The organism is Cedecea davisae (assembly GCF_044095835.1).
Lineage (GTDB): Bacteria > Pseudomonadota > Gammaproteobacteria > Enterobacterales > Enterobacteriaceae > Cedecea > Cedecea davisae.
This window is the reverse complement of sequence record NZ_CP172054.1, coordinates 3816755-3830769: the sequence shown is the minus strand read 5'-3', so window position 1 is coordinate 3830769 and position 14015 is coordinate 3816755. Positions and strand designations below refer to the sequence as shown.

The following is a 14015-nucleotide window of genomic DNA, read 5'->3' as shown; positions in this document are numbered from 1 at the left end:
GTGATTTTTTGGATTTTAATTAATAACACGTTGTGGGTAATTCTGTTATTGAGGTGATTTAATAGTTTTTAAACTAACGTAAATAGTTTGGTAACTAAAAATAGTCTTATATTGTTGCTATGCATAATGGCAAATAACCACAACCAAAAATAACGCCAGCACCCAATTCTCAAGTTTAAATTTTAAAGTTTGGAGTCGCATTATGAACACCGACAAAAACATGCTCAGCACCTTTACCTTACCCAACGGTACGGCGTTAAAAAACCGCCTGCTGATGGCGCCGATGACCACCTGCACCGGGTATTTTGACGGCACGGTGACCGAAGAGCTGGTGGAGTACTACCGCGTTCGCGCCGGCAGCATCGGCACTATCGTGGTGGAATGCTGCTTTATCGACGATCTTGGCCTCGCTTTCCCGGGCGCTATCGGTATTGATAACGACGAGAAAATTGCCGGGTTGGCAAAAATTGCCGCGGCGATCAAAGCCGAAGGCTCCAGAGCTATTTTGCAGATTTACCACGGCGGCCGCATGGTCGACCCGAAACTTATCGGTGGCCGTACTCCGGTTGCGCCGAGCGCCCTGGCCGCTCCTCGCGATGGGGCTGCAACCCCGAACGCTTTGACCACCGAAGAAGTAGAAGGCATGGTTGGTAAATTCGGTGATGCCGTTCGTCGCGCTATTCAGGCCGGGTTCGACGGCGTGGAAATCCACGGAGCCAACACCTACCTTATTCAGCAGTTCTACTCTCCTAACTCCAACCAGCGTGACGACGAATGGGGCGGCAGCCGCGATAACCGCGCTAAATTCCCGCTGGCGGTGCTGGATATTACCCACCAGATGGTGCGCCAGTTTGCCGACGATTCATTTATCATCGGCTACCGCTTCTCTCCTGAAGAGCTTGAAGTTCCCGGCATCCGCTTCGACGACACCATGTATCTGCTGGAGAAACTGGCGGCTCGCGGCCTTGATTACCTGCACTTCTCGCTGGGCTACTCGCTGCGTCCGTCAATCAACGACACCACCGACCCGACGCCGCTGATTAACAAATACTGCCAGATGCGTTCCGCCGAACTGGCGCAAATCCCGGTGATGGGCGTGGGCGGCATCGTCAATGCTTCTGACGTAGAAACCGCGCTGGAAAACGGCTATGACCTGGTGGCGGTAGGCCGCGCCTGCATCGCTTACCCGGACTGGACAGACCGCATCGCCAACGGCGAAGTGCTGGATCTGTTTATCGATAGCACCAAACGCGAAGAGCTGACCATTCCTGAACCGCTGTGGCGCTTCTCGCTGGTAGAAGCGATGATCCGCGACATGAGCATGGGCGGCGCATCCAAATTCAAACCGGGCGTATTCGAAGAAACCGTCAGCGATGACGTAAACCAGTTAGTGATTAACGTTAGCCTCGATAACGAAGGCATCGCGGACATCGCGCTGGCCGAAGGCCCGCAGGACGACGTTGAATTCACGACCAATTTTGAAGAAATTCGTACCCGTATTCTGACCGCCAACTCGCCGTTTGTGGACGCCATTTCCGGCGCAACTTCCCAGAGCGAAGCGGTGAAAAAAGCCGTCTCCAAAGCGATGGTGAAATCCAGCAAGCAGCGGGCGTTTGAAGAGAGCGGCGGCGTTAGCGCCCCACAAAACTACGATGTTGTGGTTGTCGGCAGCGGCGGCGCGGGCCTGGCAGCGGCGATTCAGGCTCACGACGAAGGCGCAAGCGTGCTGATCGTTGAGAAAATGCCTTCCATCGGCGGCAATACCGTGAAGGCCTCCGCCGGGATGAATGCGGCCGAAACCCGCTTCCAGCGCGTAAAAGGCATTAACGACAGCAAAGAGCTGTTCTATGCCGAAACCCTCAAAGGCGGTTACGGCAAAAATAATCCTGAGCTGCTGCACCGCTTTGTGGAGACGGCTCCGCAGGCGATTGAGTGGCTGGCGGATCGCGGGATCATGCTGAACGACATCACCACCACCGGCGGGATGAGCATCGACCGTACCCACCGCCCGCGTGACGGATCGGCGGTTGGCGGCTACCTGATTAGCGGCCTGCTGCGCAACATCAACAAACGCGGTATCGACGTGCTGATGGACACCGCGGTAACCGAAATCCTGTTTGAGCAGGGCGCGGTAAGCGGCGTGGAGCTGCTGACTGACGAAAACGAAGCCCTGACCATTCATGCGAAGAGCGTTATCGTTGCCACCGGCGGATTCAGCGCCAACAGCCAGATGGTGGTGAAATACCGCCCTGACCTGGACGGCTTCGTCACCACCAACCACAAAGGCGCGACCGGCGGCGGTATTGCCCTGCTGGAAAAACTGGGCGCGGGCACCGTGGATATGGGTGAAATTCAGATCCACCCAACGGTTGAGCAAACTACCTCCTACCTGATTTCCGAGTCGATTCGCGGCGGCGGCGCTATCCTGGTGAACCAGAAAGGCAGCCGCTTCTTCAACGAAATGGAAACTCGCGATAAAGTATCGGCGCAGATTATCGCCCTGCCGGAGAAATACGCTTACATCGTGTTCGATGAAAACGTGCGCACCAAAAACAAAGCGGCTGACGAATACATCGCCAAAGGCTTTGTGGTTAGCGCCGAAGGGCCGCGCGAGCTGGCGGAGAAACTGGGTATGGATTACCACACTTTCCTGGCAACGCTTGAGCGTTACAACGGCTTCGTGGAAAATCAGTACGACGAAGACTTTGGCCGTAAAACCGCGCTGCGTAATCCGATTAAAGATGGCCCGTTCTACGCCATCCGCATCGCGCCGGGGGTGCACCACACCATGGGCGGCGTGACCATCAACACTGAAACCGAAGTGCTGAACAAACAGCAACAGGTTATCCCGGGCGCTTACGCGGCGGGTGAGGTTGTTGGCGGCATCCACGGCGGCAACCGCATCGGCGGTAACGCGGTGGCAGACATCATTATCTTTGGCACCCTGGCGGGCCATCAGGCGGCAAGCTGGGCAAAACGTTAAGCCCGAAGCGCCCCGGTTAACGCCGGGGCGCAATCCTTTCAAGCAACAAGGAGCCGCTATGTCACAAACCGAAGGCGTTTACGGATATTCCGCGGTATTAATGGGTTCGCCCATCCTCCTCAAGCTGTTCGAGAACAACGAAACGCTCGCCTCCCAGGTGTTCCGCCTGATCAAACAATACGAAGATCTACTCACCGTTAACCGCGCCCAATCGCAGGTGATGAGCATTAATCACGCCGCCGGTCAGCATCCTGTTGTCGTCAGCCGCCCGGTGTTCGAGCTTATCAAATGCGCAAAGGCCGCCAGCCTGTTCCCCGGCAGCGCTTTTAACCTCGCCATCGGCCCGCTGGTTAAGCGCTGGAAGATTGGCTTTAAGGGCGACAGCGTGCCGCCGCAGCAGGAGATAGCCGCTCTGCTGCCGCTTACTGACCCTCATCAGGTGCTGCTGGACGAAGCCGCAGCCAGCGTTTTTCTTACCCAACCGGGAATGGAAATTGACCTCGGGGCAATAGCCAAAGGCTACATTGCCGACCGCGTACGCGATTTTCTAAACAAGCAGGGCGTGGAGCAGGGGCTGATTAACCTCGGCGGCAATGTTCAGACTCTTGGCTCACCGCAGGGCAGCTGGTCAATTGGCCTGAAAAAACCGTTTAGCGGGGCGGATGAGATGCTGGGCGTGATTGAAGTTGCCAATAAGTCGGTAGTGACTTCCGGCGTGTATGAGCGCTACTTCGAGCTGGACGGCAAACGTTATCACCATATTCTTGACCCGCGCACCGGCTACCCGCTGGAGAACGAACTCGAGAGCGTCACCATTGTTTCGGCGGACTCTATCGACGGCGATATCTGGACGACGCTGATTTTCGGCATGGGCGTGGAGAAGGGCATTAACATGTTGAAGAACCGCCCCGATATCGAGGCGATTTTTGTAACTAAACGGCGCGAGATTATTCTCTCTTCGGCCAATTTATTCCGCTTTACGCCGCTGGAAAGCGACTACCGGCTGCTTACTGACAGTATTGCTTGAGCAGGCCGAGCTGTTCCGCCTGAAGGCGATAGCGGTAAACCGGGCGGCCGGTCATGCCGTAATGAATGCTGGTGAACAGAATATTAATCTGTGCCAGCCAAATCAGGTATTTACGGCAGGATACGCGGGAGATATTGACCGCCGCCGCCAGCTCATCGGTGGAAAACTCTTCCGTCGGATGCGTGTCTATCCACTGGCAAATGGTACGCAGTGTCTGCGGCGTTAACCCCTTCGGCAGGCGCTTTGAGTCCGCCACCACCGGCGAACCGCCGTGCAGCAGGCGGTCGACATCCGCCTGTTCGTAATACTTGTGGGTGCCCATCAGGTTTTTCTTTTCGCGCCAGTTGGTCAGAGCCTCTTCGAAACGCGGGAACTGGAACGGCTTAATCAGATAGTCCACCACGCCGTAATGCATCGACTTTTGAATTGTCGCCGCGTCCGCCGCCGATGAAATAACGATAACGTCGATGCTTTTCCCCGCTTCGCGCAGGGTAGGCAGCAGATCGAGACCGTTATCCTGCTGCATGTAAACGTCCAGCAGGATCAAATCTATTTTTAACTCCGGGTTATTTACCATCTCCCGCGCCTGTTTCAGCGTGGAAGCGGAGCCGCAGCAGCTAAAGCCCGGGATTTGGCTGACGTAGGCGCGGTTTAATTCCGCAACCATGGCATCATCATCGACTATTAATACATTGATCACGAATTGTTCCTTTCACTATCCCAGGGTAACTGCACAAAGAACTGGGTAAAGACGCCCGGCTCAGACTCCACCTGAATGCTGCCGCCAAGCCGTTCAAGCTGCTGTTTGGCCAGGAACAGCCCAACGCCGCGCTGCTCGCCTTTGGTGGAGAAGCCTTTGTCAAAAATAGCCTGAATTTTCTCCGGCTCAATGCCGGGGCCGTCGTCGCTGACTTCAACGCTCAGCACGCCGTTCTGGTAGTGTAGCAATACGCCCACTTCCCCGTCCGGCTGCCCGGCCATCGCATCCAGTGCGTTCTCAATCAGGTTGCCTAATGCGGTAATCAGCGCCATCACCTGAAGCTCGTTCGGGTTGTCCGGCAGCTGGCATTCATCGGCCAGCGCCAGATGATGCCCCGCTTCGCGCGCGCGATTAATTTTGCCAATCAGGAACCCGGCGATAACCGGCGACTTAATTTTGCTTTGCAGCGTGCCGATTTCCGTCTGGTAATTACTGGCGGTTTGCAGAATGTACTCTTCAAGCTTGTCGTAATGCTTAAGCTGTAGCAGGCCAAGAATAACGTGCAGCTTATTCATAAACTCATGAGAACGCTCGCGTAGAGCGTCGACATAATTCACCATGCCGTCTACACGCTGAGTCAACAAATTGATTTCTGTTTTATCGCGGAAGGTGCTTATCGCGCCTATCACCTGGTTATTTATACGAATCGGCACCGCATTACACAAGACCAGACGCCCGTAGCTGATAATTTCTCTGTCCTGAATAGGCATACCGCTGCGTAACACTTCGCACAGTGTGGAGACCAGCGGCCCCGGCGGCACGGTTTTACCGAGGCGGAAATCGTCCGGCGACAGCAGCATTTTGCGCGCCGCGTGGTTGATTAAAGTGACGCGGCCTTCACGATCGACGGCGATAATTCCCTCTTTGACCGATTGCAGCATCGCCTGGCGCTGCTCGAACAGGGCGGAGATTTCATAAGGTTCAAAGCCAAACAGAATGCGCTTCAATACGCGCACCAGCACCCAGGTACCGAGCGAACCGACCAGGGCGCTGAACAGCACCGTCCACAGTACGCTCCAGCGGCTTTTGGCTATCTGCTGGTCCACTTTGCTTAGCGAAATACCGATGGCGACCACGCCAATCTGCTTGTGCTGCTCGTTATAAACCGGGGTAAAGACGCGCAGCGCCTCCGCCAGCACGCCGTGGTTTATCGAGACGTTTTCTTTGCCTTCCAGCGCCGGGAAAATATCGTCGCCGATAAAATGCGAGCCGATATTGCCCGGCTTGGGGTGCGAATAGCGGATGCCGTTCATGTCGGTGACGACCACGAACAGCAGATCGTTTCGATCCTGCACGCGGGAGGCCACCGGCGGAATAATGTCTCTGTCGTGGGGCAGAGTCAGCCCGAGCTTAATCGTTGGATCGTCGGCCAGGGTTCTGGCCACCGCCAGCGCGGTATCTTTCAGGCCGCTGCGCGTGGCATTGCTGACCTGAATGAAATACAGCGCGTAGACCACCAAAAGCACCGAGCCGATAACGGCACACAGCATCAGCGTGACCGAAGTGCTGAGTTTCATCGGACGTTTGGCCGTCGCCTGGGCAGGTTGCGTGTCGCTCATGGTTATTCCGGTAGAAGGCGCAAACGCTGATTATCGCCGATGGAACCGGATTGTAAAAGTCATCTCAGAGATAGCGGCCAATATACCTCTGGGGGGAAACCCCCAGCCTTTTCCTGAACATAGCGATAAACGCGCTGCTGCTGGCATAGCCGAGCGTGCTGGAGAGGTTGCTGATAGTCGTGCCGCGAGCCAGATGGCAAACCGCCTCTACCAGATGCATCTGCTGGCGCCACTCGGTAAAGCTGAGCTGGGTTTCTTCCCGGAACAGTCGGGCGAGGGTGCGTTCGCTGGCGCCGACCTGCCTGCCCCACCAGGCGAGGGTTTCGCGTTGAGAGAGGTCGCTGCACAAGGCGTCACACAGCTGGCGAATGCGCCTGTCGTGGGGCAGGGTGATGTGGCACAGGGCGATATCCTGAAGTCGCAGCAGTTCGTTATGCAGCAGGTCGTGCAGCAGGCGGGCGCGCTGGGCATCGGCGGGTTTTTCTAAACCGGCAGCGGTCAACGACTGGAACAGGGGCGTAACCGCCAGGCTGCGGCAATGGAGGCCAAAGGCGGCAGAGGCGGCGGGCGTCATATACAGGTTGTGGGTGAGCACTTTTCCAATCGCTTCCAGCCCGTGAGGCAGGCGGCCAGGAAGCCAAAGCGCGTGGCCGGGGGCCACAACCCAGACGTTTTGCTCGCTGCGGATCTTCGCGACGCCGCTCACCGGGTAAATCAGCTGGCCTTGTTCATGCGCATGAAACGGTTCCCTGCTCCCTGCGCTATAATGCAGCTCTCGTACTTCCAGAAACGCTTCCTGCGGACTCTGCTGTGTGAATTGCTTTATCATCTGTTGCCTGCCATTCGTCCGATTCTCGCCATTTCATGGCGCAGTAGCGCGTTAAGACAATCTCTGTCTGCTTTGCGATATATCCTCACCGGCTTGCGCTATTCTGCCACCCGTGCTCTTCTCTTTTAAAAGTGAATAATTATCATTTCGATCCTCTTCTTATAACATGATACGGTCGATATGAAACAGGGCGGATGGTTAAACGGGAACATGCCTTTGAAGGCGTTAAGTTGTGCAGTCTTCGCGGCATGCGGAGGTTTCGCGCAGGCGGCAGATAAATCGGCTGCTCCTGAAAGCACGATGGTGGTAACGGCGGCCGCGCCTTTCTCCTCCGGGCAGGAAGATGAAACCAGCATTGTGGCGCATGAGGCAGAAGCGGGCACTAAATCCAGCTCGCTGATTAGCCGCACGCCGCAGAGCATTTCGGTTGTCACCCAGGCACAAATTGCCGCGATGGCCGCGAAGAACGTGCCGGAAACCCTGCGCTATGTTGCCGGAGTCTCTTCAGAAAGCGCCGGGCCGGATACCCGCTTTGATACCATCACGGTGCGTGGCTTTGAGGCCGACGAATACCTCGATGGCCTGCGCCTGCCGCGCGAAGCCTGGTGGAGCCGCCCGGCCTGGGACCCGTTCTTACTTTCCCGCATTGAAGTGGTGAAAGGGCCTGCCTCGGTGCTGTACGGCCAGGCCAACCCCGGCGGCGTAGTGAATCTGGTAAGCAAAACCCCGCAGGCACAGCCCGGCGGCCAGGTTTACGTCAGCGCCGGGAATAACAACCAGTTTGGCACCGGCTTTGACGTGACCGGCCCGCTGACAGACAGCAAAGCGTGGCTGGGGCGCGTGGCGGGCACCTTCTTTGACACCAAAACCCAGGTTGACCATACCCGTTACCAGCACTACGACATTGCGCCGTCTCTCACCTGGCAGCCAAACGACCGCACCACGCTGACGCTGCTGGCCCAACTGCGTAAAGATCCGGACTCTGGCTTCTACAACATGATGCCGATGAACGGAACGCTGGTGAACAACCCGAACGGCAAGATCGGCAGCAACTTCTACGGCGGCCAGCCCGGTTTTGATACCTACAGCCGCCAGCAGGGCAGCATCGGCTACCAGTTTCGCACCGAGCTGAACGATAACGTGACCCTGCGCCAGAACGTGCGCTACATCAGCAGCAGCGCGGACTACCGCATGGTTTACCCGTTTGGGACTTATGCGACCCGGCCGCTGGTGGATCGCTATTCCATGAATCTCACCGAGACCACGAGCAACTTCACGGCGGATAACCAGGGCGAGTTCCGCTTTGATACCGGCCCGGTTTCGCACACCGCGCTGGTGGGCGTGGACGTGATGCATTCTTCGGTGCGCAGCCGGGCGGGTTACGGCGACGCTTCACCGCTTAACTACCTCAACCCGGATTACAGCACCCCGGTTGAAGTCCCGGCGTTCACCAGCAGCAGCCACTCGACGATGGATCAAACGGGTCTCTATTTGCAGGATCAGATGGCGCTGGATAACTGGGTGATGAGCCTTGCCGGGCGCTACGATCACGCTAAAACTAAAGCGACCGATCTGCTGGCCGACAGCCACCAGAGCCGCAGCGATTATGCGACGACGGGCCGGGCGGGGCTGCTCTACCACTTTGATAACGGCATTGCGCCTTACATCAGCTACTCGACGTCATTCGTACCGAGCGCCGGAACTGACTTTTACGGCAACGGCTTTAAGCCGACCAAAGGCAAGCAGACCGAAGTGGGCCTGAAATACGATCCGGTTGGCATGGACGCGCTGTTTACGCTGGCGTTGTTCGATCTTCGCCAGACCAATGTGGCAACGGCCGATCCTAATCATGTTAACTACAGCGTGCAGACCGGCGAGATCCGCTCCCGCGGTATCGAGCTGGAAGGCAAGATCAACGTGACGCCAGCGTGGCAGATCCTCGGCTCTTATGCCCTGACCGATCCTGAAGTGCTCAAGGCCAACGACGGCACCGAAGGCAAGCATCCAATGGGTATTTCCCGCAATACCGCGAAGCTCTGGAGCCAGTATGCCTTCAGCGGCCCGCTGGATGGTTTCTCGCTGGGCGGCGGCGTGCGCTACGTTGGCCCGAGCTATGCGAGCAGCGATAACTCGCTCCAGGTCCCGGGGGCAACCGTTTATGACGCACGAGCTGCATGGCAGTACAGGCAGTGGCAAATCGCGCTTAACGCCGCCAACCTGACTAACAAAACCTACCTTGCCGCCTGCCAGAACAACGGCTGCGAATACGCGGTGAAACGCCAGTATGTGGCGACCCTGAGCTACCAGTGGTAAACGAATGCTTTCCCGCAGACGTTTACTGACTCTCGCGCTGGCCGCCCCCTTTATCGGGGCGGCTGGTGCCGTTCCCGGCGTGCCGCGGCGGATTGCGATGCTGGACTGGGGGCTGACGGAGCTTATCCTGGCGCTCGGCGTCACTCCGCAGGCTGTCTCCGCCCCGGACTGGTATCGCAAACTTATTGGCACGCCGGAGCTGCCCTCCAGCGTGGTGGACATCGGCCTGCTGTTCCAGCCGAATCTCGAAACGCTGTATGCCCTGAAACCCGACCTGATTGTGATAACGCCAGGCCACGGGTTGTTGCAGCCCCAGCTCGAACAAATCGCCCCTACGTTAACGCTGCCCACCGGCACGCTGGCGGCCTGGAAAAACTCGCTGGCCCGGCTGGCTACGGTTCTGCACCGGGAAACCCAGGCCCAGGCCGTACTGGCTCTTTTTGAACAGGCTACCCGGCAGGCGAGGGAAGCGGCGGCGGGCTACACGCGGCCGCTGTTTCTGGCTACGCCGGTGGACGCGCTACATATAAAACTTTACGGCAAGGGAAGCCTGCCGGGAGACGTGCTGGCGAGCTGCGGTATCGCCAATGCCTGGCGCGGAGGCACCAATGCTCAGGGAGAGGCGCTGGTCGAGCTGACGCGCATCGGTACCGAAAACGCCGGGCTGATTTTACTGGCCGATGACGGGCAGCAGCCGTTTATCCGCAGCTGGCAGCATTCATTGCTCTGGCAGCGTCTGCCGCTGACCGCCCAGCCGCAGGTTGCTCTCCTGGAGCAAAAATTCAGTTCGGGCGGCGCGCTTATCACGGCGACTCGCCTTGCCGAAGCGCTGAGCCAGACTGTTACGGGGTGGCAGCATGGCTGAGTCCGGACGAGTGATAACCTCCTGGCTGCTGATCGCCGGGCTATGGGCGGCAAGTCTTGCTCTGGCGCTGCAAAACGTGGCGCAGTTCGGCGGGCTTCAGCATGGCCTGGGCCTGTTGTTCAGCTCAAAAATGGTGGATGCCCGGGCGGTTATCCTGCATTCGATGTGGTTCCCGCGTCAGGTTATGGCGTGGCTCGGCGGAGCGGCGCTGGCGCTGTGCGGCTGGCTGATGCAGCGGGCGCTGCGTAACCCGCTGGCGGAGCCTATCACGCTGGGAATGACTTCCGGCGCAACCCTCGCGCTTGGCGTGGCCTCTATGTGGTTCCCTGCCAGCCTGCTCACGGCGCGTACCGGGGTGATAATCGCCGGGGAAGTTGCCGCTCTGCTACTGGTTCTGCTGCTCGCCTGGCGGCAGCGCCTGTCGCCGCTGGTGACTATTCAGGCCGGGATGCTGATCAACCTGTGGTGCGGGTCGCTCACCATGGTCATGGCGGTTATCAACGATCGTTTCCTGCTGTCGGTGCTGATGTGGGGCGGCGGCTCGCTGGCGCAGCCGGACTGGAGCGGCGTGGCGGCGATTGCGCCCTGGCTGGCGCTTTGTGCGCTTGCCCTGCTGCTGCTGTTGAGGCCGCTGGCGCTGCTCAGGCTGCCGGAAGCGATGGTCAGCAGCCTGGGCGCGTCTCCGCTGCTGATCCGCTCGGCGGCGATGGCGCTGGCTTTAGTGATGAGCGCCTTGATCATCAACAGCGTTGGCGTCATCGGTTTTGTCGGGCTGGCTGCCCCTCATCTGGCGCGCCTTGGCGGGGCGCGAACCACGCGGCAGATGCTGTGCCAGTCGCTGCTGATTGGGGCCGGTCTGCTGTGGTTTACCGACCTTAGCGTTAGCCGCATCACGCTGCTGGACGGGCAGCTTCTGCCGGTGGGCATGCTGACGGCGTTAACCGGCGGCCCGCTGCTTATTCTGCTGGCTTCAAAAGCGCGGCATCAGATGCCGGAAGCCGCACCTTCGGCTTATGAGGGTGAGCCGGGCGGCGTGCGTTTCCCGGCCGGGATGGCGTTTGGGCTACTGGCGGTTGCCGTGGTGCTGTCGCTATTTCTCGGTCAGGGGCTGCATGGCTGGCACTGGACGACGCTTATGGAGCAGCACGCGATATTACCTATGCGCCTGCCGCGCCTGCTGGCGGCGTTAAGCGCCGGGGCACTGCTGGCCGCTGCCGGAGTATTGATGCAGCGCGTGAGCGGCAACCCGCTTGCCAGCCCGGAGATCCTTGGCATCGGCGGTGGGGCGGCAATGGGCGTCACTGCGTTCCTGCTGCTTTTCCCCGGCGGCGACACCGGGCTGATGATTTTAAGCAGCGCAGCCGGGGCGCTGCTAAGCCTGCTGATTACGCTGTGGAGCAGCCGACGGGGAGCGTTCAATCCGCAGCGCGTGCTGCTTAACGGCCTGGCACTGAACGCGCTGTTCCAGGCGGTGGCAAGCATCGTGATGCTCAACAACCAGCAGGCCAGCGCGATGCTGCTCCAGCTGATGACCGGCAGCACTTACTACGTCAATAACGGCATCGCCATCGGCGTGTTCTTCGCCATGCTGCTGCTGCTCGCTATTTCTCCGCTCTGTAAACGCTGGCTGCTGCTGTTGCCCCTTGGCCCGATAAGCTGCTCGCTCGGCGTTAACGTCGGCAGGGCGCGGGTCAACGTGCTGATTCTGGCGGCGCTGATGACCGGTCTTGCCACGCTGGTGGTGGGGCCGGTTTCCTTCGTGGGGCTGCTCGGGCCGCATCTGGCGCGTAAAGCCGGAGCAAAACGTCCAATGGCCCAGCTGTTCACCGCGGCGCTTATTTCGGCGCTGATTATGGTGCTGGCGGACTGGATGGGCCGCAACTTTCTTTATCCGCGTCAACTGCCCGTTGGGCTGGTGGCGTCTCTGGTTGGCGTACCGCTGCTGGTATGGACGCTTATTCGTAGCCGGGCGCATACACACCAACAATAGCGCCGGAAGAGTAATGTCGAAAAGGAATGAACAATGTCTCTGTTAATCATGCTGCTCCGTCTCGTGGGCGGATGGCTGGTGCTGGCCGCGCTGGCAAGCGTAGTCAGCGGGTTAAGCAACGCTTCGCTGCTGGCGGTCATCAACCACAGTCTGACGTTGCCGCCGGACGGGCTGGCAAGCGAAGCGCTGAAATTTGTGCTGCTGGCGGCGCTGATGCTGGCAACCCGGGTGCTGGCGGAAACGCTCTTTATGTGGCTGGGGCAAAAAGTGAAGGCGACCCTGCGCAAAGACGTAGTCGATCACGTCAGCGAAACGGCGTGGTCGCAGCTCGAAAAAACCGGCATGTCGAAGGCGATTTCGATCCTCACCCAGGATCTCGATACTCTGGTGGTGTTTTTCGTCAGCCTGCCGGGGCTGTTGATCTACGGGGCGGCGATCGTCGGCTGCCTGATCTACCTCGGCACGCTGTCGTGGCAGGTTTTACTCCTTGCGCTGCTGGTGCTCGGGCTGGGCGCGGCGGGCTATCGTGCTGCTCACGGCAAGGCTTTGGGGCTGCTACGCAGTTCGCGCCAGCGGGAAGACACGCTTATCGCCCAGTGTAAAAAGCTGTTCGACGGCGGGCGCGAGTTTCGCCTTAACCCGCCGCGCAGGCGTCATTTTGTTGAAGGACCGCTGAGCGAAAATATCGAAGCGGTGCGCATCGAACGCACGCGCGGCTATGTATTTTATGGCCTGGCAAAAAGCTGGGGCAGCGTGCTGTTCTTCGCCTTTATCGGCGTGGTGCTGTACCTGCTGCGGGAATATCTGGCGTTGAGTTCGGCGGTAATGACCGGCTACGCCATGATATTCCTGTATATGATTGTGCCGGTTGAAGGCGTGCTTTCGGCGCTGCCGACGTTGGCCAGCGCCCGAATCGCGCTCCAGCGCATCGCCCGGCTAAAAGCCGATCTGCCGCAGGAAAAGCTGCTGCCGCTGATCAACACGCCGGATTTCGGCAGCCTTGAGCTGGCCGATATTCGTTACGAATATCAGGGCGAAGAGGGCGAGCGTTTTACTCTTGGCCCGCTCAGCCTTCGCTTTACTCGCGGTGAACTGGTGTTTTTGGTCGGCGGCAACGGCAGCGGGAAGACTACGCTGGCTAACCTGCTGGTGGGGCTTTATCCGCCGGACAGCGGCGAATTAAGACTTAACGGCCAGCCGGTGACGCCGGAAATGCGGGAGATCTATCGCCAGCATTTTGCCGTAGTGTTTAACGACTTCTTTCTCTTTGACGATGTGGACAATGTTCACGAACGCACGGCGGAACAGGTTGAAAAGCTGCTGCACCTGCTCAGGCTCGAGCATAAAGTGACCTTCCGCGACGGCCGTTTCTCCACCACCGCGCTGTCGCAGGGGCAGCGTAAACGGCTGGCGTTATTGCAGGCGTGGCTGGAAAACCGGCCTTTTTATCTGTTCGACGAGTGGGCGGCGGATCAGGACCCCGGTTTTAAAGAAGTGTTCTATAAAGTACTGCTGCCCATGCTGAAGGCGGAAGGAAAAACCGTATTAGCCATCACCCACGACGATCGCTATTTCCCGCTGGCCGACCGATTAATTAAGCTGGAGACCGGGAAAGTGATGGCAGACAGCGGATTAAATTCACCGGCTGAATAGGTGATGTTACAGGTCAGGCGGCTGTATTAATGGCCG

At 58.6% G+C, this 14015-nt stretch carries 9 protein-coding genes; 6 read left to right on the top strand and 3 right to left on the bottom strand.

Annotation, left to right across the window (positions count from 1 at the left end; all coding sequences use genetic code 11):
• Positions 1–202: 202 nt before the first annotated feature.
• Both ACG1VR_RS18315 and ACG1VR_RS18310 read left to right on the top strand, forming a co-directional pair.
• A complete protein-coding gene (locus tag ACG1VR_RS18315) occupies positions 203–2983 on the top strand; it encodes a flavocytochrome c (protein ID WP_016535100.1) in 2781 nt (926 codons plus the stop codon).
• Positions 2984–3041: 58 nt separating this feature from the next.
• The gene (locus ACG1VR_RS18310; protein ID WP_395489493.1) at positions 3042–4010 is read left to right on the top strand and encodes an FAD:protein FMN transferase; all 969 of its coding nucleotides are present in this window, start codon (positions 3042–3044) and stop codon (positions 4008–4010) included.
• Here the strand turns inward: ACG1VR_RS18310 and dcuR are convergent.
• From dcuR to ACG1VR_RS18295, 3 genes are all read right to left on the bottom strand, one after another.
• Positions 3991–4710 carry a two-component system response regulator DcuR gene (dcuR, locus tag ACG1VR_RS18305; protein ID WP_016535102.1) on the bottom strand — a complete coding sequence of 240 codons (720 nt, stop codon included), beginning with the start codon at positions 4708–4710 and terminating at the stop codon, positions 3991–3993. The two genes, ACG1VR_RS18310 and dcuR, sit on opposite strands and share 20 nt — an antisense overlap.
• Positions 4707–6329, bottom strand: coding sequence for a sensor histidine kinase (locus ACG1VR_RS18300; protein WP_016535103.1), 1623 nt, complete (start codon positions 6327–6329; stop codon positions 4707–4709). Before ACG1VR_RS18300 ends, dcuR begins: the two co-directional genes overlap by 4 nt.
• A 64-nt stretch (positions 6330–6393) precedes the next feature.
• Positions 6394–7158, bottom strand: coding sequence for an AraC family transcriptional regulator (locus ACG1VR_RS18295; RefSeq protein ID WP_395489492.1), 765 nt, complete (start codon positions 7156–7158; stop codon positions 6394–6396).
• A gap of 210 nt (positions 7159–7368) precedes the next feature.
• Here ACG1VR_RS18295 and ACG1VR_RS18290 point away from each other — a divergent pair, with 210 nt between their 5' ends.
• The 4 genes from ACG1VR_RS18290 to ACG1VR_RS18275 are packed head-to-tail and all read left to right on the top strand — an operon-like array spanning position 7369 to position 13979.
• A complete protein-coding gene (locus tag ACG1VR_RS18290) occupies positions 7369–9471 on the top strand; it encodes a TonB-dependent siderophore receptor (RefSeq protein WP_395491122.1) in 2103 nt (700 codons plus the stop codon).
• A 4-nt stretch (positions 9472–9475) separates the two neighbouring features.
• On the top strand, positions 9476–10336 hold the full coding sequence (locus ACG1VR_RS18285; RefSeq protein ID WP_395489491.1) for an iron-siderophore ABC transporter substrate-binding protein: 861 nt from the start codon (positions 9476–9478) through the stop codon (positions 10334–10336).
• Positions 10329–12326: a Fe(3+)-hydroxamate ABC transporter permease FhuB gene (gene fhuB / locus ACG1VR_RS18280; protein WP_395489490.1), complete on the top strand. Its 1998-nt coding sequence runs from the start codon at positions 10329–10331 to the stop codon at positions 12324–12326. The genes ACG1VR_RS18285 and fhuB overlap by 8 nt, the downstream gene beginning before the upstream one ends.
• A 33-nt stretch (positions 12327–12359) precedes the next feature.
• Positions 12360–13979 carry a cyclic peptide export ABC transporter gene (locus ACG1VR_RS18275; protein ID WP_395489489.1) on the top strand — a complete coding sequence of 540 codons (1620 nt, stop codon included), beginning with the start codon at positions 12360–12362 and terminating at the stop codon, positions 13977–13979.
• Positions 13980–14015 lie beyond the last annotated feature (36 nt).

Bases quoted from the DNA above. Each gene is read 5' to 3' on its own strand.
- ACG1VR_RS18315 (WP_016535100.1), top strand. From the start codon at position 203: ATGAACACCGACAAAAACATGCTCAGCACCTTTACCTTACCCAACGGT.
- ACG1VR_RS18310 (WP_395489493.1), top strand. From the start codon at position 3,042: ATGTCACAAACCGAAGGCGTTTACGGATATTCCGCGGTATTAATGGGT.
- ACG1VR_RS18300 (WP_016535103.1), bottom strand. From the start codon at position 6,329: ATGAGCGACACGCAACCTGCCCAGGCGACGGCCAAACGTCCGATGAAA.
- ACG1VR_RS18295 (WP_395489492.1), bottom strand. From the start codon at position 7,158: ATGATAAAGCAATTCACACAGCAGAGTCCGCAGGAAGCGTTTCTGGAA.
- ACG1VR_RS18290 (WP_395491122.1), top strand. From the start codon at position 7,369: ATGCCTTTGAAGGCGTTAAGTTGTGCAGTCTTCGCGGCATGCGGAGGT.
- ACG1VR_RS18285 (WP_395489491.1), top strand. From the start codon at position 9,476: ATGCTTTCCCGCAGACGTTTACTGACTCTCGCGCTGGCCGCCCCCTTT.
- fhuB (WP_395489490.1), top strand. From the start codon at position 10,329: ATGGCTGAGTCCGGACGAGTGATAACCTCCTGGCTGCTGATCGCCGGG.
- ACG1VR_RS18275 (WP_395489489.1), top strand. From the start codon at position 12,360: ATGTCTCTGTTAATCATGCTGCTCCGTCTCGTGGGCGGATGGCTGGTG.